The organism is Actinokineospora auranticolor, assembly GCF_041897805.1.
GTDB lineage: Bacteria > Actinomycetota > Actinomycetes > Mycobacteriales > Pseudonocardiaceae > Actinokineospora > Actinokineospora auranticolor.
On the sequence record NZ_CP154825.1, the window covers coordinates 7,999,254 to 8,019,031 of the forward strand.

The following is a 19,778-nucleotide window of genomic DNA, read 5'->3' on the forward strand; positions in this document are numbered from 1 at the left end:
CACCCACGAAGACCATCCCATGCCGGCGCATCGACCAGTTGAGGTCAAGGTTCCCCCAAAGCGGGGGACCCCTCGCGGGCGTTGCGTCAATCTCCGGAATTGGACATGCCGTTGTCAAACCCGCCGGCCCGGTCGAGCCTATTCCCCCCTATAGCCGAGCTGGGAGAAACTCGGCGCGGGTCAGGATTCCGCGAGGTGCTTTCGCGCGAACTGGAGGGACTCCGCCAGGTCCCTGGCGCGGTCCGCGGCCGTCCGGGCTCGGCGGGTGCTGACCTCGAGGACCACCTGCCCCTCGAACCCCCCGTCGACCAACCGCCGGCAGATCTCCACGCACGGCTGCGTCCCCCGACCGGGAACCAGGTGCTCGTCCTTCGGCAATCCCGTCCCGTCGGCCAGGTGCACGTGCGTCAACCCTTTGCCCATGCGGTCGGCCAGGGCCAGCGCGTCCATATTGGCGGCGGCGGTGTGCGACAGGTCCAGGGTGTAGTTGCGGTGTCCCACGTCCGTCGGGTCAATTGACGGTCGAAATGCCGTGACCTCGACCGACCGCATTCCCACACCGCGGCGAACCGGGAACATGTTCTCGACGGCGACCGCGACCCCGGATTCCCCTTCCAGGTCGGCCACCAGCTCCGCGAAGCCGTCGGCGTACTTGCGCTGCCAGCGGAACGGCGGGTGCACGACGACCGTGGGCGCGTCCAGGTCCTGGGCTGCCTCCACCGCCCGGCGCAGGCGGGTCTCCGGGTCGGGCGACCAGATGCGCTGCGTGACCAGGAGGCAGGGGGCGTGGACGGCCAGCACCGGCACCCCCGCGCGGCGGGACCGCCGGAGCAGTTCCGGGACGTTCTGGCTCAGCGGGTCGGCCCAGACCATGACCTCGACGCCGTCGTAGCCCAGCTCCCCGGCCAGGGTGAAGGCCGCCGAGGCGGTTTGGGGCCAGACCGACGCCGTGGAGAGGCCGACCCGGATCCGGCTCAATGATCCAGCAGCAGCAACGCCGCCGGGGAGACCGTGGCCAGCAGCCCGACCAGGACCGCGAGGACCGTGGTCTGCAGGTCCTCCGCGCGGCGGACCTTGCGGACGATCAGGACCAGGCCGACGATCACCACCAAGGCGCCGATGAGGGCGGCCGCGGGCAGCACGCGCCAGAGCCAGTTGAACAGCAACCAGACACCCGCGCCGCCGACCACGCCGAGCCCGAGCTGGCCGATCATGATCAGCCACTCGCGGCCCGCCGAGCGGGGCTCCTCGTCCTCGTCTTCCTCGTCCTCCGCGCGGTCGTCCGGTTCGCGGTCGTCCTCGTCGACGTCGACGCCACCGCGGCGGTCGTCGTCGAACTCGTCGAAGTCGCCCCGGTCGCGGAAGTCGTCGTGGGCCTCGTACTCGGTGAAGCGGGTGGCCGCCTTGTCGTCGAAGCCCTCGAACTCCTCGTGGAACTCCGGGGGCGGACCCTCCGGGTCGACCGCGGTCTGCGCCGAGTCGCCCGCGAACTCACCCGGCACGGGTGCGCCCGGACGCGGCAACTGCTGCGAAGGCTGCGGGACCGGCAGCTGCTGCGACGGCTGCGGCGGCACCGGCAGCTGCTGCGAAGGCTGCGGCAACTGCTGGGACGGCTGCGGCACCGGCGCGGCCTGCTGCGTCGGCTGGTTGAGCTGCGCGGCGCGGCGCGCGGTGCTCGGCGACCGTCGCGGCAGCAGCGGTGCCCGGTTCGGCCCCTTGGCCAGCTCGGCGGGCGGCTCGGCCGGGTCGGGGCCGTGGTCGTCGGCGGGCACGCGCGGGAACTGCTCGGTGTGCGGCTCAGGGGCGTCCAGCCGCGCGCCGACCGGTCGCTGCGAACCGGGGCCGGGCTGCTCGCCCCGGGACGGCGCCTGCGGCTCGACGGGCGGACGGCTGTGTTCGACCGGCGGACGCTGGTCGGGGTGCCCGAACTGCTCCGGCGCCTCCCGACGCGGCTGCGGGCCGGGCCTGACCTCCGGGCGCGGCGGGCCCTGCGGCCCGTCGACACCACGTCCGGGCCCTGGCTGACCCAGCCCCACGGGCCCGGCCTGGCCGGGACCACCCGGAGCCGAGCCCGGGTGCCCCGTCCCGGGCTGCGCGCGCCCAGGTCCCGACGGCGCCCCGGGGCGGAAGCCCTCGGGCCGGTAGTCGTCCGGGCGGTGCTGCTCGTCCGGGTGACGACCGTCCCGGAAGTCGTCGTTGCGCACCGGCCCGCGCTGGTCGCGGCCGGGCGGGGCCTGCTCGGGCCTGCCGTTGACCGGCGGGCGCTCGAGCGGGCGCGGCGGCTGCCCCGGCGGCACCGGGAGCTGCGGCGGGGGCTGCGGCAACTGCTGCGACGGCTGGGGCACCGGGAACTGCTGGGAGGGCTGCGGCGCCCGCCCCTGCCGGTGTGACGTGCGCGGCTGCGGCTCCTGGTCGTCGCGGATCGGCAGCATCTTCCCGCTGTCCGACATGACGCGTTCGATGATCGCCTGCGGCGCGGTATCCGACGCGTCGTCCGGCTTGCGGCGCCGTCGCCGGGGCGCGCTGTCGCCCGAGTTGCCGCCGTACTTGGCCAGCAACTCGGCCACAGTGCGCTGCGTGCGCTCCGAACCGCCTTCTTGACTCATCCACTCCACCGTGCCCCGTGCTGGCCGATCCGTCCAGTGCCGGCACGCTTCGCTGGCGGCACCCTACCGTCGACGGGCGCGGCCGTACGGATCATGTCAGTCCGAGGGGACAGTGTGGTCCTCACCATTCGTCTGGTCCAGCCGTCGCAGGATCACACCCTCGCGCAACGCCCACGGCCCGATCTCGACTTCCGAGAGTGACAACGCTCGCATAGTGGCCTGCGCCACCAGAGCACCCGCCACCAGTTGATGGGCACGGCTGGGGCTGACCCCCTCCAGCTGCGCCAGGTCCGCCGCCGACATCCGGGAGATGAAGGAGATGAGCTGGCTGAGGCCGGTGTCGGTGAGCACCCGCCGCACCCGCGGACCGTCCGACGACGGCGCCGCGCCGGTCAGCCTGGCCAGGGTGCGGAAGGTCTTGGAGGTGGCCACCGCGCGGTCGAACGACCCGTACTTGGCCACCCGCCGCGCCACCGGCGCCAACTCGCCCGCGATCCAGTCCGCGGTGCGGGCGACCTGGTCGCGGCTGGGCGGGTCGCTGGTGAACCGGGTGCGGGTGAGCCGCCCCGCGCCCAGCGGCAGCGACCAGGCGAAAGCCGGGTCCTCGTCGATGCCCGCGGCGATCTCCAGCGAGCCCCCGCCGATGTCGAGCACCAGCAGGTTGCCCGCCGACCACCCGTACCAGCGGCGGGCCGCGAGGAAGGTGTAGCGGGCCTCGTCCTCGCCGGAGAGGACCTTGAGCTCGACCCCCGTCTCCTTGGCCACGCGGCGCAGCACGGCGGCGGAGTTGCCCGCCTCGCGCACCGCCGAGGTGGCGAAGGCCATCAGGTCCTCGCAGCCCAGTTGGACCGAGGACTCCTTGGCCGCAGCCACCGTCCGGACGAGCTCATCCGCGCCCACCTTGGACAGCTGGCCGGACGCGGTGATCCGCTCGGCCAGGCGCAGCACGGTCTTCTCCGACCGCGCGGGCGTCGGGTGGGCACCCCGACGAGCGTCCACCACTAGCAGGTGGACGGTGTTGGAACCGACGTCAAGCACACCGAGGCGCACTGGGGAACCGTACCGGGGTGGACGGTCAGGACTCGAACTTGTAACCGAGGCCACGCACCGTGACCAGGTGCCGCGGTGAGGCCGGGTCCGGCTCGATCTTGGACCGCAGGCGCTTCACGTGCACGTCGAGGGTCTTGGTGTCGCCGACGTAGTCCGCGCCCCACACCCGGTCGATCAGCTGGCCGCGGGTGAGCACCCGGCCGACGTTGCGCAGCAGGTACTCCAGCAGGTCGAACTCCTTGAGCGGCAACGGGATGTCGGTGCCGTCCACAGTGACCACGTGCCGCTCGACGTCCATCCGGACCGGTCCGGCCGCGAGCACCTGCGGCAGCAGCTCGCCGTCGCCGCCGGTCTCGCCGCCGCGGCGCAGCACCGCGCGCACCCGGGCGATCAGCTCGCGCGCGGAGTAGGGCTTGGTCACGTAGTCGTCGGCACCCAGTTCCAGGCCGACGACCTTGTCGATCTCGCTGTCCCGGGCGGTCACCATGATCACCGGCACGGCCGAGCGCTGGCGCAGTGCCTTGCACACGTCGGTGCCGCTCATGCCGGGCAGCATCAGGTCGAGCAGCACGATGTCGGCACCGTTGCGGTCGAACTCCTCCAGCGCCTGCTGGCCGGTCACGGCCACCGCGGCGGTGAAGCCCTCCTTGCGCAGCAGGAAGGCAAGCGGGTCGGCGAAGGACTCCTCGTCCTCGACGATCAGCACTCTCGTCATGCCATTCCTCCGTGATCGGTAGGGGCCCCGTCGGATTTCGACGGAGCGATCGCGCGGCCGCCCACCCTGGTGAGCTCCGCACCGTTCGTGGTGGTCGCCTCGGCGTCATCGCGGTGCCCCGCGTCGCGATGGGCGGGGATGCGCAGCGTGAAGGTGGAGCCGAGGCCGGGTTTGCTCCACAGCCGGACCTCGCCGCCGTGGTTGGCCGCGACGTGCTTGACGATCGCCAGACCGAGCCCGGTGCCACCGGTGGCGCGCGACCGCGCCTTGTCGACGCGGTAGAAGCGCTCGAACACCCGCTGCTGCTCCTCGTCGGCGATGCCGATGCCGCGGTCGGTCACCGCGACCTCGACGAAGCCCGCGGCGAGCGAGCGGCTGACCGACACGGGGCTCCCCGGCGGGGAGTAGGCCAGCGCGTTCTCCAGCAGGTTCGACAGCGCGGTGACCAGTAGCGTGCGGTCGCCCTCGACGAGCAGACCGCTGTCGTCGTCGGTGGTCACCTCGATGCCGGTGGACTCCATGACCAGTTGCGCCCGCCCCATGGCCTCCCGGACCACGGCGTCGACGTCCACGGTGTTCATCTCCGGCAGCCGCTCCGCGCCCTGCAGTCGCGACAGCGCGATCAGCTCGGTGACCAGCGTCCCGAGCCGGTTGCCCTCGCGCAGGATCTTGGCGGTGAACCGGCGCACCTCCACCGGGTCGTCGGCGGCGTCGAGCACCGCCTCGGCGAGCAGCGCCATGGCGCCGACCGGGGTCTTGAGCTCGTGGCTGACGTTGGCCACGAAGTCGCGCCGGGTGGCCTCCAGCCGGACCGCGTCCGACTGGTCGTCGGCGTCCACGGCGGTGAAGCCGTCGCCGAGCGGGCGGACCTCGCCGAGCACGGCCTCGGGGGCCCGACCACCGCGCGACTCCAGCGGTGACAGGTCAACCTCGACCGGATCGCCGGTCTCGACCACCACCTCGGCGGCTTTGCGGGCGCGGTCGTCGACGCGGTTGTTGCGGACCAGGCCGAGTTCCTCCGCCCGCGGGTTGTGGATCACCACGTCACCGAACCGGTTGAGCACGACGACACCGGTGTGCGTGGAGAGGATGATCCGTTGGACCAACTCGGCGACGGTGGGGCCGGTGGGGGTTCGACCGGGCTTCCCGGACCTGGAGCGTCCGATGATGAAGCCGACGAACCCGCCGATCAGCAGGGTGCCGAGCGACAGCGCGAGATAGACCGGGGCGGCCACACCGAGGATCGTAAGCAGGGCCCCGGGGCTCTTGACCAGCCCGGACGACGCATTGGTGACCGTGCCGACACCTATGTGCGCGCTTGTTCCCCACCTGGCCAGTCCTCGTTCACCCGTCCGTGTCCTACTAGCCGGTAACCAAGCGCCACAGTGCGCCCGCGCGACCGGTCACCACACCGGCCACCAACCGTTAGAGGGATCACACCCTGATTGATGATTCCGCGTTGTGTCACGCGCCGCGCGGACAACCGGCAAGCGTCACCCGGTCGCCGGATCGCCCCCACCGCAGCGCCGCGCCGTCCGATCATCGAACACAAAGGACCGATCAAGTGTCCACTTTGTCCCGTTAGCCCACACCGCCGCAGGCGCGCCCGGGATCGAGATGACGTCCGGATGGACGCGCTACCACACCGCGACCACCAGACGGTTCTTTGTCACCCCGTCCGGACACGCAGACGACACGCGGCCGGACGGGGTGACGACGGAGACTCAGCGCCCCTGGTTGGCGACCGCGCTGATGGCGGCGTCCGCCGCGGCGGGGTCGAGGTACTGACCGCCCGGGTTGGTCGGCTTGAGCGCGTCGTCGAGGTCATAACGCAGCGGGATGCCGGTCGGGATGTTCAGCCCGGCGATGTCCTCGTCCGAGATCCCGTCGAGGTGCTTGACCAGCGCGCGCAGCGAGTTGCCGTGCGCGGCGACCAGCACGGTCCGCCCCGCCCGCAGATCCGGCACGATCGCCTCCTCCCAGTACGGGATCAGCCGGGCCACGACGTCCTTGAGGCACTCCGTGCGCGGCGCGGCGTCACCGATGTGGGCGTAGCGCGGGTCGCCCGCCTGGCTGTACTCGTCGTCGGGGTCGATGGGCGGCGGCGGGGTGTCGTACGAGCGGCGCCAGAGCATGAACTGCTCCTCGCCGAACTCCTCCAGGGTCTGCTTCTTGTTCTTGCCCTGGAGCGCGCCGTAGTGCCGCTCGTTGAGCCGCCAGTCGCGCTTGACCGGGATCCACAGCCGGTCCGCGGCGTCGAGCGCGAGGTTGGCGGTGGTGATCGCCCGCCGCTGCAGCGAGGTGTGCACGACGTCCGGGAGGATGCCAGCCTCGCGCAGCAGCACGCCGCCGCGGCTCGCCTCCGCCACGCCCTTGTCGGACAGGGCGACGTCCACCCATCCGGTGAACAGGTTTTGCGCGTTCCACACGCTCTCGCCGTGGCGGAGCAGCACCAGGGTTCCGATGGCCATGTCGGAAGCCTGCCAGACCCCGCGCGACACCGACCGGACCGGGACCGGCACGGGGTGACCGACGTCCCGACCAGGTCACCCCTCGAACGTACGACCCCCAAACAGGTGTAGACCTACCGCCAAACGCCTCGACCGAACACGGACAGTCGCCGCAATGCCATGTTTTGTCATCGGAACGTTACCCACGGTCCGCGACATCCACGATCGGCGTAACCGGCGGCCTTGTGCTGGTGTCCGGCATCTGACAAGTTGACCTATGCCGCGCCGGGTCAGCTCCCACGCACTCCCTGACCCCGTGCGGCCGTCCCGCGCGGCTCGACTCCCCTGCCGAGCCGGCGGTCCCGCGAAGGCTCCCGGGCTCCCCCCGCCACGGGATGCCAGCGGGCAGCCGCGGGGCGGTTCGGGAATGCGACTCCCCCTCGCTCGAACCGCCCCGCGACTCACCTCAGGCAGGCAGGCGACCCGCCCACCCCCGCACTCAGCCCTCCGATGGCGTCGGGGCAGGCGGCGCGACGACCGGCGGCAGCGGCGGCCGGGAACCGGTATCGGCGCCACGCCGCCTGCGACGCGACCGCCACACCAGGCAGGCGGGAACGGCCACCACCAACGCGAACGGCAGCACCCGGGCCACCCCGAACACGATGACCGCCACCGTGTCGACGAAGGCGGACCACCCGTCCCCGAACGCCCCGAGCAGCGTGTCGTCCTCCTTGGGCGAGGCGACCGGCGGCGCCCCGTCGGCGGCGATCCGCACCGACACCGTGGACATGGCCACGCTGCCCGCCAGCGCCTCACGCCGCTTCAGCAGCGACTCCAGATCGGCCTCGCGCCGGGTGACCTCGGACTCCAGCTGGACGATCTCCGAGATCGCGGTCGCCCGGTCCAGCAGCGCCCGTACCCGGGACAGGCTGGTCCGCTGGGTGGCGATCCGGCTCTCGACGTCCACCACCTGCTCGGTGACGTCCTGCGCGGTCTGCGACCGCGACCGCACCTTGCCCGCCTTCTCGATCAGCGGCAGCGCCTTGTCCAGCTGGTCCGACGGCACGTAGAGGGTCAACGTCGCCCGCCGGTCGTCCACCTGCTCCTGGCCGGAGTAGCCCCCCGCCGCGACCGCCTCCGCCCGGGCCTGCGCGGCCGCGTCGGGCACGTTCGGCGCGGTCATCTCGATCAGGGCCGTGCGGACCAGCTTCCGGTCCACTCCCGGCTGCGGCACCTGCGGCCGCTGGTCCGGCTCGGTCGGCTGCGCCGCCTGCGGCGCCTTGGCACCCCCCGCGGCACCGCTGCTCGAGTTGCTCTCCGCACCGGAATCCCCGCGCCCACCAGCCGCCGAGTCCGCGGGCTGGGGCGCCACCGCCGCCTCCCCCGACGTGAACGCCCCCGAGGAGGCCGTTGACGTGCACGCGGCCATCCCCGCCAGCGCACCACCCGCCAAGACCGCACCGGCTAACCGCGTACGCCACCCCGCCGATCCACCCATCCCCATCCCCATCCCCTCACCTCACGACTCCGTCTTGCCTTCCAGACGGGTCGTGGCGGTCAGGCCGTTGCGGAGCGGACGGTCACGAGTCGGCGTCGTCTGTGACACGGGGTCGTAGCCCGGCGGGGTCACCGGAACCGCCGTCGGCGTCCTCCGCGCGCTCCAGCAGGTGCGCGAAAGCGGCCAGGTTGGCCAACGACTCGCCACGCGAGGTGCGCCACTCCCATTCGCGCCGGATGGCGGTGGCGAAGCCGATCTCCAGCAGGGTGTTGAAGTCGCCGTCTGCGGCCTCCAGCACCTGCCCGAGCAACCGGTCCAGCTCGTCGGCGGACACCGCGGCGAGGCTGACCCGGCCCACCAGGTGGATGTCGCCCAACCGGTCGATCGTGTAGTGCACACCGTAGAGCCGGGCATTGCGCCGCAGCAGGAACCGGTAGACCTCCTCGTGCGCCTCATCCGGGCTGCGACACACGAACGCCTCGACGGACAAGGCGTGCTTGCCCACGATGAGCCAGCAGTTGGTCTGCTGCTTCTTCGTCCCGGGCAAGGTCACCAGGAACCGACCGGCCTGCGGGTGCCGGTAGACCAACTCCCGTTCGTCGAGCGCCGCCGCGATGACCTGGTCGAGTGAGTCCGGTGGTGTCACACGGCAACTTCAGCACGCAGCACGGAGTAGCGCAGCGCGTCCCCCGCATCCAGGTACGCCGCGACCAGCGCGTCGGTCGTGCGGTCCCAGGAGAACTCGCGCGCGTGCCGCACCGCGCCACCCGCCAGCTCCACCAGCCGCCGAGGCGCCCCGACCAGACCACCCAGCACATCCGCCCAGTCCCCGGTCGCGTGCCCGTCCACCAGCAGCCCGGACACCCCGTCCGCGACCGCGACCGGCAGCCCACCGACCGCAGCGGCGACCACCGGCGTGCCACACGCCTGCGCCTCCAGCGCCACCAGCCCGAAGCTCTCGTTGTAGCTGGGCACCGCCACCACGTCGGCGGCCCGGTAGACCCGGGCGAGCGCGTCCCCGGACTGCGGCGGCAGGAACCGCACCACGTCCGTGATCCCCAGGCTGACCGCCAGGTCCTGCAACGCTGCGGGCTGCTCGAGCCCCGTCCCCGAAGGACCACCCGCGACCAGTACGACCAGCCGCTCCCTGGGCACCGCCCCCCGAGCCAGCAGCTCCGCCGCCGCCCGCAACAACACGTCCGGCGCCTTCAACGGCTGGATCCGTCCGACGAAGGCGATCACCAGCGCCTCTTGCGGCACCCCGAGCGCGGCCCGCGCCGCCCGCCGGTCACCGGGGCGGAACCGGTCCAGGTCGACCCCGGGGGCAATGGTGCGCACCTTGTCCGGCGCGGCGTCATAGAGGTCGACCAGCTGCGTGGCCTCCACCTCGGTGTTGGCGATGAGCTGGTCGGCCTCGTCGACCACCTGCTGCTCGCCGATCACCCGGATCCGCGGCTCCGGGGTGTCCCCCTCGGCGAGCGCGGCGTTCTTGACCTTGGCCAGGGTGTGCGCGGTGTGCACCAGCGGCACGCCCCACCGCTCCCTGGTCAGCCACCCCACCTGCCCGGACAGCCAGTAGTGGGAGTGCACCAGGTCGTAGTACCCCGGCTCGTGCCTGGCCTCCGCGCGCAGCACCCCCGCGGTGAACGCGCAGAGCTGGCTCGGCAGCTCGGCCCGCTGTAAGCCCTCGAACGGCCCCGCCGAGACGTGTCGCACCAGCACCCCGGGGGCCAGCTCGGCCACCGGCGGCAGGTCCGACGAGGTGGCCCGGGTGAACACCTCGACGGCGATCCCGCGCCGAGCCATGCGGGTGCTTGTCTCGGTGATGTAGACGTTCATGCCACCCGCGTCCCCCGTGCCGGGCTGCTCCAACGGGGATGTGTGCACCGACAGGACCGCGACTCTGTGCGGACTGCGGAGCTGCGTGGGAGCCACCCGGGTTCACCCCTTCTGCCAGCCCCCCGCCAGCGCGCGGAGCACACCGTTGAACTCGTCGACCCGTTCGGCGAAGGGCGCGTGCCCGACCCCAGGGAACCAACGCGCCGAGGCCCCCGGAATCTTCCCTGACGCGTATTCCCCCGCCGACCGGTCGACCACGCGGTCAAGGTCGCCATGCAGCACCGCCGTCGGCGCGGTGATCCCCGCCAGCACACCCGCGCTGTCCACATCGCGGCTGAACAGAGCCCTGCGCACCCGTGGCGAGACCCGCAGCATGTCGCCCACCCACCGCTGCGCTTCGGCCCCCGGAACGGGCTCCGCGGTCATTCCCACTGTGAGCGACACGACAGCGGAAGCGGCCACCGCCGGGTCTTCGGCGAGCACATCGGGCAGCGCGCCGCGCATCGCCGGACCGATGGCCCCACCCGGCCGCCCCGGCCCGATCTCGGTGATCGCCCCGACGAGCACGATGCCCGCCAGCCCCGCACAGGCCCGTTCCCGCACGTAGTCGGTGATCACGAGTCCGCCATACGACCAGCCCACCACCACAGCGGGCGCCCCGGCGAACTCCAGCACGGCGGCGAGGTCCCCGGCCCACACAGCCGGATCGTCGTAGCCCTCCGACGGCGCCTCCGACCCGCCGTGTCCACGCAGGTCGAAGGCGATCAGGTGGTGATCACGCCCCAGCTCGGCATCGGCGAACTGGTGGGCCCAGCGCGCGGCCGACTGGGCCCACCCGTGCACGAACACGATCGGCGGCCGGGACGGGTCCCCGGCTGTGCGCACCGCCAGCCGGGTACCGCCCGCGCCGGTGATCAACGCAGCGCCGACATGCTCTGCCACTGGCTCCACGGGATCAGCCAGTCGTACACGTCCGACGTGGTCGGCATGTTCGCCTTGGAGCCGGTGACCTCCACCGGGTCACCGATCAGCGCGGTGTCGAAGTAGGCCTTGGCGTCGGCTTCCAGCAGGTTGACGCACCCATGCGAGGTGTTGGCCTTGCCGATGTTGGCCCGGTTGTCGTTGTTCTCGTGGATGAACTCGCCGTGGTTGGAGATCCGGACGGCCCACTTCTTCATCACGTTGGTGTAGCCGTACTTCGGGTTGGAGAAGTCGCCGACCGGGTCCTTCTGCATGACGATCATCGTGCCGTTGGGCGTGTTCAGGTCCGGGTCGGCGTCCTTGCCGTTGCTCGACGGGTAGCTGGCGAACAGCGAACCGTCGCGGTAGACGTTCATCTTGTGGTCGGGGGTGTTGACCTTGACCACCTGGTTGCGGCCGACGGTGAAGGTGGTGGTCAGGTCCGCCTTGCCGTAAGCCCCGCCGCCGTAGGCCAGGCCGAACAGCTTCGCGGTCACGGTGACCTTGGTGTTGGCGGGCCAGTACTCCTTGGGCCGCCAGTCGACCTGCTGGTCGTTGAGCCACGCCCACGACCCCGCGACCTCCTTGGAGGACTCCACCTTCAGCACCTTCTCCACGGCCGCCTTGTCGGTGACCTTGCCCTCGGGGAACTTGATGCTGATGGGCATCGCGACCCCGACGGTGGCGTTGTCCGCCGGGTTGATCGTCGCGCGCGGGGTCTTGGCGGGCTTGAGCGTGGTGAACGACCCCGCCAACTGGACCTTCTTGCCGTCGGACCCGGTGGCGGCCGCGGTGTAGGAGTACTTCTTCCCGTAGCCGAGGCTCTCGGTGTTCGACCAGCTCAGCTTGTCGCCCGAAACGACGCCCTTGACCGCTTTTCCGTCCGGGTTGACCAATTCGACCGTATCGATCACACCGTCCGTCACGGTGATCTTCACCGGGTCGCCCGGCGGAACGTCGGCCGCGTCGGCGGCGGGCGACGCCGCCAACTTCGCCTTGGGCTGCGCCTCCGGTTGCTGCTCGGAACCGCCGCCACCGCCACCACCACCCGTGCCGCCGGGAGAACCATGTTCTTCCGAGGTGCACGCGGCGAGCAGCGCGAGCACGAGGAAGAGCGCGCCGAGCAGGCCGCGCCTCCGGTTCGTCGTGGATCTCGCGGTTGACCTCACCCTGCGACCTCCAGTGTCGAGTCTTCGCCCCACCGAGAAAGACGTCCCGGCGGCCGGTGGGGTGTGCCGCCGTCGGGTGTGACCGTGCTCATAACCACTCGTGGCGCCCCCGCCACCCGCCCCGCACCGGCGCCGGGGAGGATCGAGCCGTGAACAACCCCATTGCGGTAGTGACGGGCGCGAGCGCGGGCATCGGGGCGGCGACGGCCCGGCACCTCGCCAGGGCCGGGTTCCGGGTCGTGCTGGGCGCCCGGCGACTGGACCGGTTGGCCGAGGTCGCCGAGGAGGTCGGCGGCGTCGCGATCGAACTGGACGTAACGGACCCGGCCTCGGTCGAGGCGTTCACCGACCAGGTCCAAGGGTGCCATGTGCTGGTGAACAACGCCGGAGGTGCCCGGGGTCTGGACCGGGTGGACGCCGCCGACGAGGACCGTTGGCGGTGGATGTACGAGGCCAACGTGCTCGGCACGCTGCGGGTCACCAAGGCGTTGCTGCCGAAGCTGATCGACTCCGGCAACGGCCACGTGGTCACCGTCACCTCGATCGCCGCCGTCGAGATCTACGACGGCGGCGCGGGGTACACCGCCGCCAAGCACGCGCAGTCCGCCCTGCACCGCACCCTGCGCGGCGAGTTCCTGGGTGAGCCCATCCGGTTCACCGAGGTCCTACCCGGCATGGTCGAGACCGAGTTCTCGCTGACCCGCTTCGAAGGCGACACCGAACGCGCCGACAAGGTCTACGAGGGCATCCAGCCGCTGTCCGCCGACGACGTCGCCGAGGTGATCGCCTTCGCGGTGACCCGCCCGCCGCACGTCAACCTGGACCAGATCGTGCTCAAGCCACGCGCCCAGGCCTCGGCGACCCGGGCCCACCGGCTCAGCCCAGGGAACAGTTGACCAACACCGGCTCCGGCCGCAGCGCCACGCCGAACGCGGCTCGCACCCCGTCGCGGACCTCCAACGCCAACGCCAACAGGTCGGCCGTAGTCGCCTCGCCGCGGTTGGTCAGCGCCAGGGTGTGCTTGCCGGACAACGCCGTCCGGCCCCGCGTGTAGCCCTTGCCGAAGCCCGCGCGTTCGATCAGCCACGCCGCCGACAGCTTCGAGGTACCCGGCCCCGCCGGGTACCTCGGCACCGGCACGTCCGCGCCCACCACGCCGACGATTCGCGCCATCACCGCGTCGGCCGCCGCGTCGTCGATGATCGGGTTAGTGAAGAACGACCCCGCGCTCCAGGTGTCGTGGTCGACCGGGTCGAGCACCATGCCCTTGCCGCGCCGCAGTTCGAGCACGGCGGCCCGCACATCACCGACCGGCACCCGCTCGTCCTGCCGCACCCCGAGTTCGCGGGCCAACTCGGTGTAGCGGATGGGCGCGGACAGCCCGTCGTCGACGAGTTCGAACCGCGCCCGCAGCACCACGGCGCGGTCGTTGCCCTTGAGGATGCTGGTGCGGTAGTCCAGCCCCAACTCGTCGGTACGCAGCGTGCGCACCTCACCGGTCTCCCGGTCGTAGAGGTCCACCGATACCAGCACCTGGGAGACCTCGACCCCGTACGCACCGACGTTCTGCACGGGGGTGGCACCGACCAGACCGGGAATGCCGGACAGGCACTCCAGGCCGCCGAGCCCGGCCTCGACCGTGCCCGCCACCACGGTGTCCCAGTCCTCGCCTGCCTCCACGGTGAGCTGCACCCGCCCCGGCACCGTGCAGTCGATCTTGCTGCCGTGGTTGCCGACGAGCACCACGGTGCCGTCGAAGCCGAGATCGCCGATCACCAGGTTGGAACCACCGCCGAGGACGAGCAGGGCGTCCCCGTCCCGATCGGTCGCGCGCACCGCGTCGACCACTTCGGCCGCCGTGGCCGCGGTCACGAATCTGGCGGCCGGACCGCCGAGGCGCAGGGTCGTGTAGCCGCTGAGCGGGACGCCGCTGCGGACGTCGGCACCGAGGGGGAGGCTGGTCACGGGCGCCAACGGTAACCTCCCGCACATGGCCAGCCGTATCGAGCACCGCGCGAGCTTCCGCGCCCCCGCCGCCACCGTGCACGCCCGACTGGTCGACCAAGCCTTCCTGCGGGACCGCCTCCGCACGCTCGGCGGGACGGACGCGGCCCTGGTGGAACACAAGGCCAACGGCGACGGAGTGGCCTACAAGCTGCGCCAGGGCATCGAGTCGGCTCTGCTGCCGTCGATCGTGCGCACCCTGGTCAAGGGCGACCTGGTGGTCGAGCGCTTGGAGACCTGGCGGCCCGACGGCGCCGGTTTCGCCGGCACCACAAGCGCCACCGTCGCGGGTATCCCGGGTGAGATCAGGGGCACCTACCGCCTGGTGGACGTCGCCGACGGCAGCGAACTGCGCACCGACGCCGAGGTGAAGGTCCGGGTGCCCCTGGTCGGCGGGAAGATCGAGTCCGTGATCGCGGAGCAGGTGCGCAAACTGCTGGCCAGCGAGGCCGCCTTCGCCGCGGAGCACTGACCCCTGTGGCCCGCACCCCACGTCTGGCGGCGGGCCGGGCCCGGGCTCTCGGCGTGCCCACGCGCGGCACCACCAACCCGAACCGCCTCCGCCGAGTCGACCGCTGGCTGACCGCCACCCCCGCCATCCGCGCGGCGCTGACCGGCGACGCCCCTCTCGTGGTCGACCTCGGCTACGGCGCCACCCCGGTCACCACCGTCGAAATGGCCACCCGCCTCCGCACGGTCAACCCCATCGTCCGCGTCCTCGGCCTGGAGATCGACCCGGAACGCGTCGCCGCAGCCAAACCGTCCGCCGACCCGCCCGCCCTGGACTTCCGCCGCGGCGGTTTCGAACTGGCGGGCACCCGCCCGATCCTGCTGCGCGCCTTCAACGTGCTGCGCCAGTACACCGAACCGGAAGCCTGGAAGTCGTGGGACACCATGCGGTCCCGCCTGGCCCCGAACGGCCTGCTGGTGGAGGGGACCTGCGACGAGATCGGCCGCCGCTGCTGCTGGGTCCTGCTGGACGAGGAAGGCCCGCGCACCTTCACCCTGTCCTGCCTGCCCGTCGACCTCGACCGCCCCAGCGACCTGGCCGAACGCCTCCCGAAGACCCTCATCCACCGCAACGTCCCCGGCGAGCCCGTCCACGCCCTGCTCCAGGCCATGGACACCGGCTGGGCCACGGCCGCCCCCTTCGCCCCGTTCGGCCCCCGCGCCCGCTGGGTCGAGACGATCCGCCTGCTCGCCGCGGACGGTTGGCCGGTACTGGACACCCGCCGCCGCTGGCGGCTGGGCGAGGTCACTCTCCCATGGTCCGCAGTCGCCCCACAGCTCTGAGCAACGGAGCAGCCCAGGCGGATGCCCGAGGAGCCTGGCGATGCGCCTGCCGGACGCTGGAAGTCGGGGCTGGACCGCAGGCAAGCAGGTTCGAGTTGTACCTGGTGGTTTGTCGGGGTTGACTTTGACGTTACGTCAACTTCTACCGTTGGTTTCGGGCCGCAGGAGAGCCCAGTGGGAGACGAAGGTGATGACCTGGTCGACAGCGCAGGTGGCCCGGATGTCGAAGGTGACGTCGCGGACGCTGCGGCACTACGACGAGATTGGCCTGCTCCCGCCCTCGCGGGTGGGAGCCAACGGCTACCGGTTCTACGAGCAGGAGCAGTTGCTGCGCCTGCAACAGATCCTCGTGCTGCGCGAGCTCGGCCTGGGGCTCGACGCCATCGCGGAGATCGTGCGCGACGGGCGGGACCAGGCGGCGGTGTTGCGGATGCACCACCGCTGGCTGCTCGCCGAGCGCGACCGGTTCGACCGACTGGCCAAGACCGTCTCCCGCACGATCACCGATGTGGAAGGGAACAGGATCATGACGAAGAAGTCCGCCGAGCACTGGTTCGAGGGGTTCGACCAGCCGACCCAGCAGCACCTCCAGCAGGAGGCCCGCGAGCGCTGGGGCGAGAGCGTGGACACCACCCCGAAGTCCACCGACTGGTGGCGGACCCAGGGCCAGGGCTGGGTCGCGATCGTGGACGAGCTGATCGCCCACCTCGACGCGGACCGCCGAGCCGACGACCCGGCCGTCCAGCGCACGGTCGAGGGCCACTACCAGTGGATCAAGGGCCACTGGACGCCGAACCGCGAGTCCTACATCGGCCTCGCCGACGTCTACGCCGACGACCCGCGCTTCCGGGCGAACTTCGACAAGTCCGACCCCCGCCTGGCCGAGTTCCTGCGGGCCGCCATCACCGAGTACGCCAACACGAAGCTCAGCTGACCGCTGGGGAACAGCCGCGGGAGGTGGCCTGCGACCAGCCGCCTCGCCCAACGCAGCAAAGCTCCCGCTGTGAAGCCACGCCGACCGGCTGCCACACGGCCCGGTTGGCCGTAGTGGCCCCACCATCCCGCGAGGCGAGAACGCGCGGATTGCAGTCTCGAGAGCACACGCTGCTTAACGCGGCCGTGGCGGCCACGACCGCGAGCGTGGATGGTGGTCGAGTACATCCACTCCGGCCCGGTCCGGGCCGGAGTTGGTGAGCGCGGTGAACCCAGACCTGTCCGTGACGCAAGGCGTACTGGGCCGCGCGAACCGGCAGGCCAGCCTCAGGCTGGTTTGCCCGGATCGCAGACCCGGGTGTCTGTCGAACGTCCAGTGATCACCGACGGGTGTGGCGAAAACCGGGCCACGTCCGGGATTCGGACACGCGCCGGAACGGCGTCGAGCCCCGCGCCCGGACCGACTCCGCGAAGCCCTCCGGCCTGGCTCCCGCCCAGGGCCGAGGGCAGCTCACCACGACCAACCTGATCGATGACTCGCGGCGATCTGGCGACTCTTGGCGTCGGGGGATCTGCAGCTCCCCCGACGCCCGCCAGGCCGCGGTATGGGTGTCGAGCTATTTCACTATCCAGTTGTCAAGGAGCGTATCTGACGGGGATCCGGCTTCTCGCTAACCGTGGGGTCCGGTCGAAGGCGAGCCGGGTAATCGGGCTTGACCTCGACCAAGGGGTAGGCGCCCAAGCACGGCGGCGCGGGCGGGAACCCCGAACCAGGGACCGTTGTGGACGGTCGACTGGACACGGGCTGCGAGGATTGGCGGGTGCCGAACGAGCGTCGATATGTGATCAAGCTGGGGTGTCCGGACCGGACGGGCATCGTGGCGCGGATTTCCGGTTTCCTGGCTGAGGCGGGTGGCTGGATCGTCGAGGCGGCCTACCACACCGACCCGGAGACGAACTGGTTCTTCACACGGCAGGAGGTGCGCGCGGACTCGCTGCCCTTCGGGGTGGACGAGCTCCGGGAGCGCTTCGGCCGGGTGGCCCGCGAGCTCAGCGGCCAGGCGGACTGGAGCGTCACCGACACCGGGGTGCGGCGCCGGGTGGTGATCCTGGTGTCCAAGGAGGGCCACTGCCTCTACGACCTGCTGGGCCGCGTGCACAGCGGTGAACTCGACGTCGACGTCCGGGCGGTGATCGGCAACCACAACGACCTGGCCGGGATCACCCGGGCGCACGGCATCCCGTTCCACCACGTGCCCTTCCCGGCCACCGACCCGGAGGGCAAGGCAGCCGCCTTCGCCCAGCTCAGGCAGCTGGTGGAGGCCAACTCCCCCGACGCGATCGTGCTGGCCCGGTTCATGCAAATCGTGCCCGGCGAGATGTGCGTGGAGTGGTCCGGGCGGGCGCTCAACATCCACCACAGCTTCCTGCCGTCCTTCGTCGGCGCCCGCCCCTACCACCAGGCCCACAAGCGCGGGGTCAAGCTGATCGGGGCGACCTGCCACTACGTGACCGCCGAGCTCGACCAGGGGCCGATCGTCGAGCAGGACGTGATCCGAGTGGACCACGGCGACTCGGTCGCCGACATGGTGCGCAAGGGCCGTGACATCGAGAAGGTCGTGCTCGCGCGGGGGCTGCGCGCGCACCTGGAGGGCAGGATCCTGCTGCACGGCAACAAGACCGTGATCTTCTAGTCCACCCCGGGGAACCGGCGACCCGCGGTCGCCGGTTCCCCGGGCAGGGGAAAGCTGTTGGCGCATAACGGTTTCCTTCCGGGGAGACACTTCAACGTTATGCCGCCCGAGCCCGCGTGTCATTCACTCGATGGCAGGGGGATAGCCGTTTGACGAACTTGGCCATTGGCGCTATGGCGACTAATTCGGTTGCCCCACAACGCAAATCGGCGGGACGATCTCACGCGTGACCACTGGGGATGTTCGCAACACCACCCTGATTCCGCTGTCCACCAACGACCTATCCGCCTGCCTCGCCCTCGCGGCGGACCGCGAGTGGCCCCACGAGGACCGCAAGTGGGATTTCCTGCTGCGCGTCGGGCAGGGCTACGGCCTCACCGACCAGTCCGGCGGGCTGGTCGCCTCGGCGATCCTGACCCGCACCGGCGACCTGGCGGCCATCAGCATGGTGCTGGTGGCCGCCCGGTTCGAGGGCCGGGGCCTCGGCACGCGCCTCATGCGGCACGTCATCGCCGAAGCGGGCACGGCCACCCCGCACCTCTACGCCACCCCGCTGGGCAAGCCCCTCTACGAGAAGCTCGGCTTCCACTCCGTCGCCGAGGCCGACATCCGGGTCGGCGTGCTGGACGCGGAGCGGTCCGGGCGCACCCGCCCGGCCTGTCCCGCCGACCTGCCCGCCATCCTCGCGCTGGACCGGGAGGTGTTCGGCGCGGACCGGTCCGGCGTCTTGTCCGGACTGTTCGACTTCGCCGACCACGTGCGCGTGGTCGAGTCGGACGACCGGATCACCGCCTACGCGGGCACGTGGCGCGCGGGAGCAGACGCGCCCACCGCGATCATCGGCCCGCTCATCGCCCCCGACGACGACGCGGCCCGCGCGCTCGTGGCCGACTTGGCCGCGGACGCCGGAGGTCCGATCCGCGTTGACGCGGCCACCACGCACCCCGATCTGGGCCGGTGGGTGACCGAACGCGGTCTGTCCCCGACCTTCCACACCGACATCATGTCCCTCGGCGGTCGCCCATTCCCGGGTGACCGCCGACGCGCTTATCTCCCCTTCATGCAGGCGCTCGGCTGACGATCGACACCCCTAGCGGCTTGACCTAGAACTCCTTGGCCAGGTTCGCCAGCACCTGGTCGTGAATGCGCTTGAGACCCGCCGGGGCGAAGAGGCGTTCGAAGAACCCCCCGACACCGTTGGCGCCCTCCCACGTAGTGGCGATACGCACGGTGGAGACGCTGTCCGAGCCCTCGACCGTCCAAGTCGTGACAAGTGTGGAGTTGCGGTCCGCTTCCACCAGACTCCCCGGCCTCGGCTCGCTGACCTCGACCACGCAGTCCCGCACCCGCTTGCTCGTGGCCTGCAACCGCCAGTGCGCCACGGTCCCGGCACCGACCCCGCCCGACCGGACCTCGTACTCGCTGAAGTGCGGTGTGAGGATCCGCCCTCGGACGCCCGCGTAGTCGGCCACGGCGGCCCGAACCCGGTCCACGGGTGCCGCGATCGTGCGTTCGGCGAGTGCCTGCACCTGGTTCATCATTCTCCGTACGTCGGTGGCCGGGTCTC

19 protein-coding genes are annotated in these 19,778 nt (G+C 71.4%); 6 read left to right on the forward strand and 13 right to left on the reverse strand.

Features of this window, described 5'->3' with window-relative positions:
• Positions 1-180: 180 nt before the first annotated feature.
• The 11 genes from V5P93_RS35035 to V5P93_RS35085 form a co-directional block, all read right to left on the reverse strand.
• Positions 181-978: a sugar phosphate isomerase/epimerase gene (locus V5P93_RS35035; RefSeq protein ID WP_104481942.1), complete on the reverse strand. Its 798-nt coding sequence runs from the start codon at positions 976-978 to the stop codon at positions 181-183.
• Positions 975-2,606 carry a hypothetical protein gene (locus tag V5P93_RS35040; protein ID WP_181043771.1) on the reverse strand — a complete coding sequence of 544 codons (1,632 nt, stop codon included), beginning with the start codon at positions 2,604-2,606 and terminating at the stop codon, positions 975-977. Before V5P93_RS35040 ends, V5P93_RS35035 begins: the two co-directional genes overlap by 4 nt.
• 96 nt (positions 2,607-2,702) lie before the next feature.
• On the reverse strand, positions 2,703-3,656 hold the full coding sequence (locus V5P93_RS35045; protein WP_104481938.1) for a Ppx/GppA phosphatase family protein: 954 nt from the start codon (positions 3,654-3,656) through the stop codon (positions 2,703-2,705).
• Positions 3,657-3,681: 25 nt separating this feature from the next.
• Positions 3,682-4,371: a response regulator transcription factor gene (locus V5P93_RS35050; protein WP_104481937.1), complete on the reverse strand. Its 690-nt coding sequence runs from the start codon at positions 4,369-4,371 to the stop codon at positions 3,682-3,684.
• Positions 4,368-5,606 carry a cell wall metabolism sensor histidine kinase WalK gene (locus tag V5P93_RS35055; RefSeq protein ID WP_104481936.1) on the reverse strand — a complete coding sequence of 413 codons (1,239 nt, stop codon included), beginning with the start codon at positions 5,604-5,606 and terminating at the stop codon, positions 4,368-4,370. The genes V5P93_RS35050 and V5P93_RS35055 overlap by 4 nt, the downstream gene beginning before the upstream one ends.
• 489 nt (positions 5,607-6,095) lie before the next feature.
• Positions 6,096-6,842 (reverse strand): phosphoglyceromutase, encoded by a 747-nt coding sequence (locus V5P93_RS35060; RefSeq protein ID WP_104481957.1) that lies wholly within the window; start codon positions 6,840-6,842, stop codon positions 6,096-6,098.
• A gap of 478 nt (positions 6,843-7,320) precedes the next feature.
• Positions 7,321-8,193 carry a DUF4349 domain-containing protein gene (locus V5P93_RS35065; RefSeq protein WP_245931612.1) on the reverse strand — a complete coding sequence of 291 codons (873 nt, stop codon included), beginning with the start codon at positions 8,191-8,193 and terminating at the stop codon, positions 7,321-7,323.
• Positions 8,194-8,401: 208 nt separating this feature from the next.
• A complete protein-coding gene (locus V5P93_RS35070; RefSeq protein ID WP_374066615.1) occupies positions 8,402-8,935 on the reverse strand; it encodes a YbjN domain-containing protein in 534 nt (177 codons plus the stop codon).
• A gap of 26 nt (positions 8,936-8,961) precedes the next feature.
• Complete coding sequence (gene mshA, locus V5P93_RS35075) at positions 8,962-10,254, reverse strand: D-inositol-3-phosphate glycosyltransferase (protein WP_104481934.1); 1,293 nt, start codon at positions 10,252-10,254, stop codon at positions 8,962-8,964.
• Between the two features lie 6 nt (positions 10,255-10,260).
• Positions 10,261-11,100 carry an alpha/beta fold hydrolase gene (locus V5P93_RS35080; RefSeq protein WP_104481933.1) on the reverse strand — a complete coding sequence of 280 codons (840 nt, stop codon included), beginning with the start codon at positions 11,098-11,100 and terminating at the stop codon, positions 10,261-10,263.
• Positions 11,073-12,245: an Ig-like domain-containing protein gene (locus V5P93_RS35085; protein ID WP_104481956.1), complete on the reverse strand. Its 1,173-nt coding sequence runs from the start codon at positions 12,243-12,245 to the stop codon at positions 11,073-11,075. The genes V5P93_RS35080 and V5P93_RS35085 overlap by 28 nt, the downstream gene beginning before the upstream one ends.
• A 191-nt stretch (positions 12,246-12,436) precedes the next feature.
• Between V5P93_RS35085 and V5P93_RS35090 the strand changes: the two genes are divergently transcribed.
• The gene (locus tag V5P93_RS35090) at positions 12,437-13,183 is read left to right on the forward strand and encodes an SDR family NAD(P)-dependent oxidoreductase (RefSeq protein WP_104481932.1); all 747 of its coding nucleotides are present in this window, start codon (positions 12,437-12,439) and stop codon (positions 13,181-13,183) included.
• On the opposite strand, the gene V5P93_RS35095 is transcribed toward V5P93_RS35090, so the two are convergent.
• Positions 13,164-14,252, reverse strand: a complete 1,089-nt coding sequence (locus tag V5P93_RS35095) for a UDP-N-acetylmuramate dehydrogenase (protein ID WP_245931610.1) — start codon at positions 14,250-14,252, stop codon at positions 13,164-13,166. The genes V5P93_RS35090 and V5P93_RS35095 overlap by 20 nt on opposite strands.
• Before the next feature lie 25 nt (positions 14,253-14,277).
• Here V5P93_RS35095 and V5P93_RS35100 point away from each other — a divergent pair, with 25 nt between their 5' ends.
• From V5P93_RS35100 to V5P93_RS35120, 5 genes are all read left to right on the forward strand, one after another.
• Positions 14,278-14,763, forward strand: a complete 486-nt coding sequence (locus tag V5P93_RS35100; RefSeq protein WP_104481931.1) for a DUF2505 domain-containing protein — start codon at positions 14,278-14,280, stop codon at positions 14,761-14,763.
• 5 nt (positions 14,764-14,768) lie between these two features.
• Positions 14,769-15,584 (forward strand): SAM-dependent methyltransferase, encoded by an 816-nt coding sequence (locus V5P93_RS35105; RefSeq protein ID WP_104481930.1) that lies wholly within the window; start codon positions 14,769-14,771, stop codon positions 15,582-15,584.
• Positions 15,585-15,774: 190 nt separating this feature from the next.
• On the forward strand, positions 15,775-16,518 hold the full coding sequence (locus V5P93_RS35110; protein WP_104481929.1) for a MerR family transcriptional regulator: 744 nt from the start codon (positions 15,775-15,777) through the stop codon (positions 16,516-16,518).
• 820 nt (positions 16,519-17,338) lie between these two features.
• Positions 17,339-18,211, forward strand: a complete 873-nt coding sequence (gene purU, locus V5P93_RS35115) for a formyltetrahydrofolate deformylase (RefSeq protein ID WP_104481928.1) — start codon at positions 17,339-17,341, stop codon at positions 18,209-18,211.
• 226 nt (positions 18,212-18,437) lie between these two features.
• Complete coding sequence (locus tag V5P93_RS35120) at positions 18,438-19,289, forward strand: GNAT family N-acetyltransferase (RefSeq protein WP_104481927.1); 852 nt, start codon at positions 18,438-18,440, stop codon at positions 19,287-19,289.
• A 25-nt stretch (positions 19,290-19,314) separates the two neighbouring features.
• On the opposite strand, the gene V5P93_RS35125 is transcribed toward V5P93_RS35120, so the two are convergent.
• Positions 19,315-19,749, reverse strand: coding sequence for an SRPBCC family protein (locus V5P93_RS35125; RefSeq protein WP_104481954.1), 435 nt, complete (start codon positions 19,747-19,749; stop codon positions 19,315-19,317).
• Positions 19,750-19,778 lie beyond the last annotated feature (29 nt).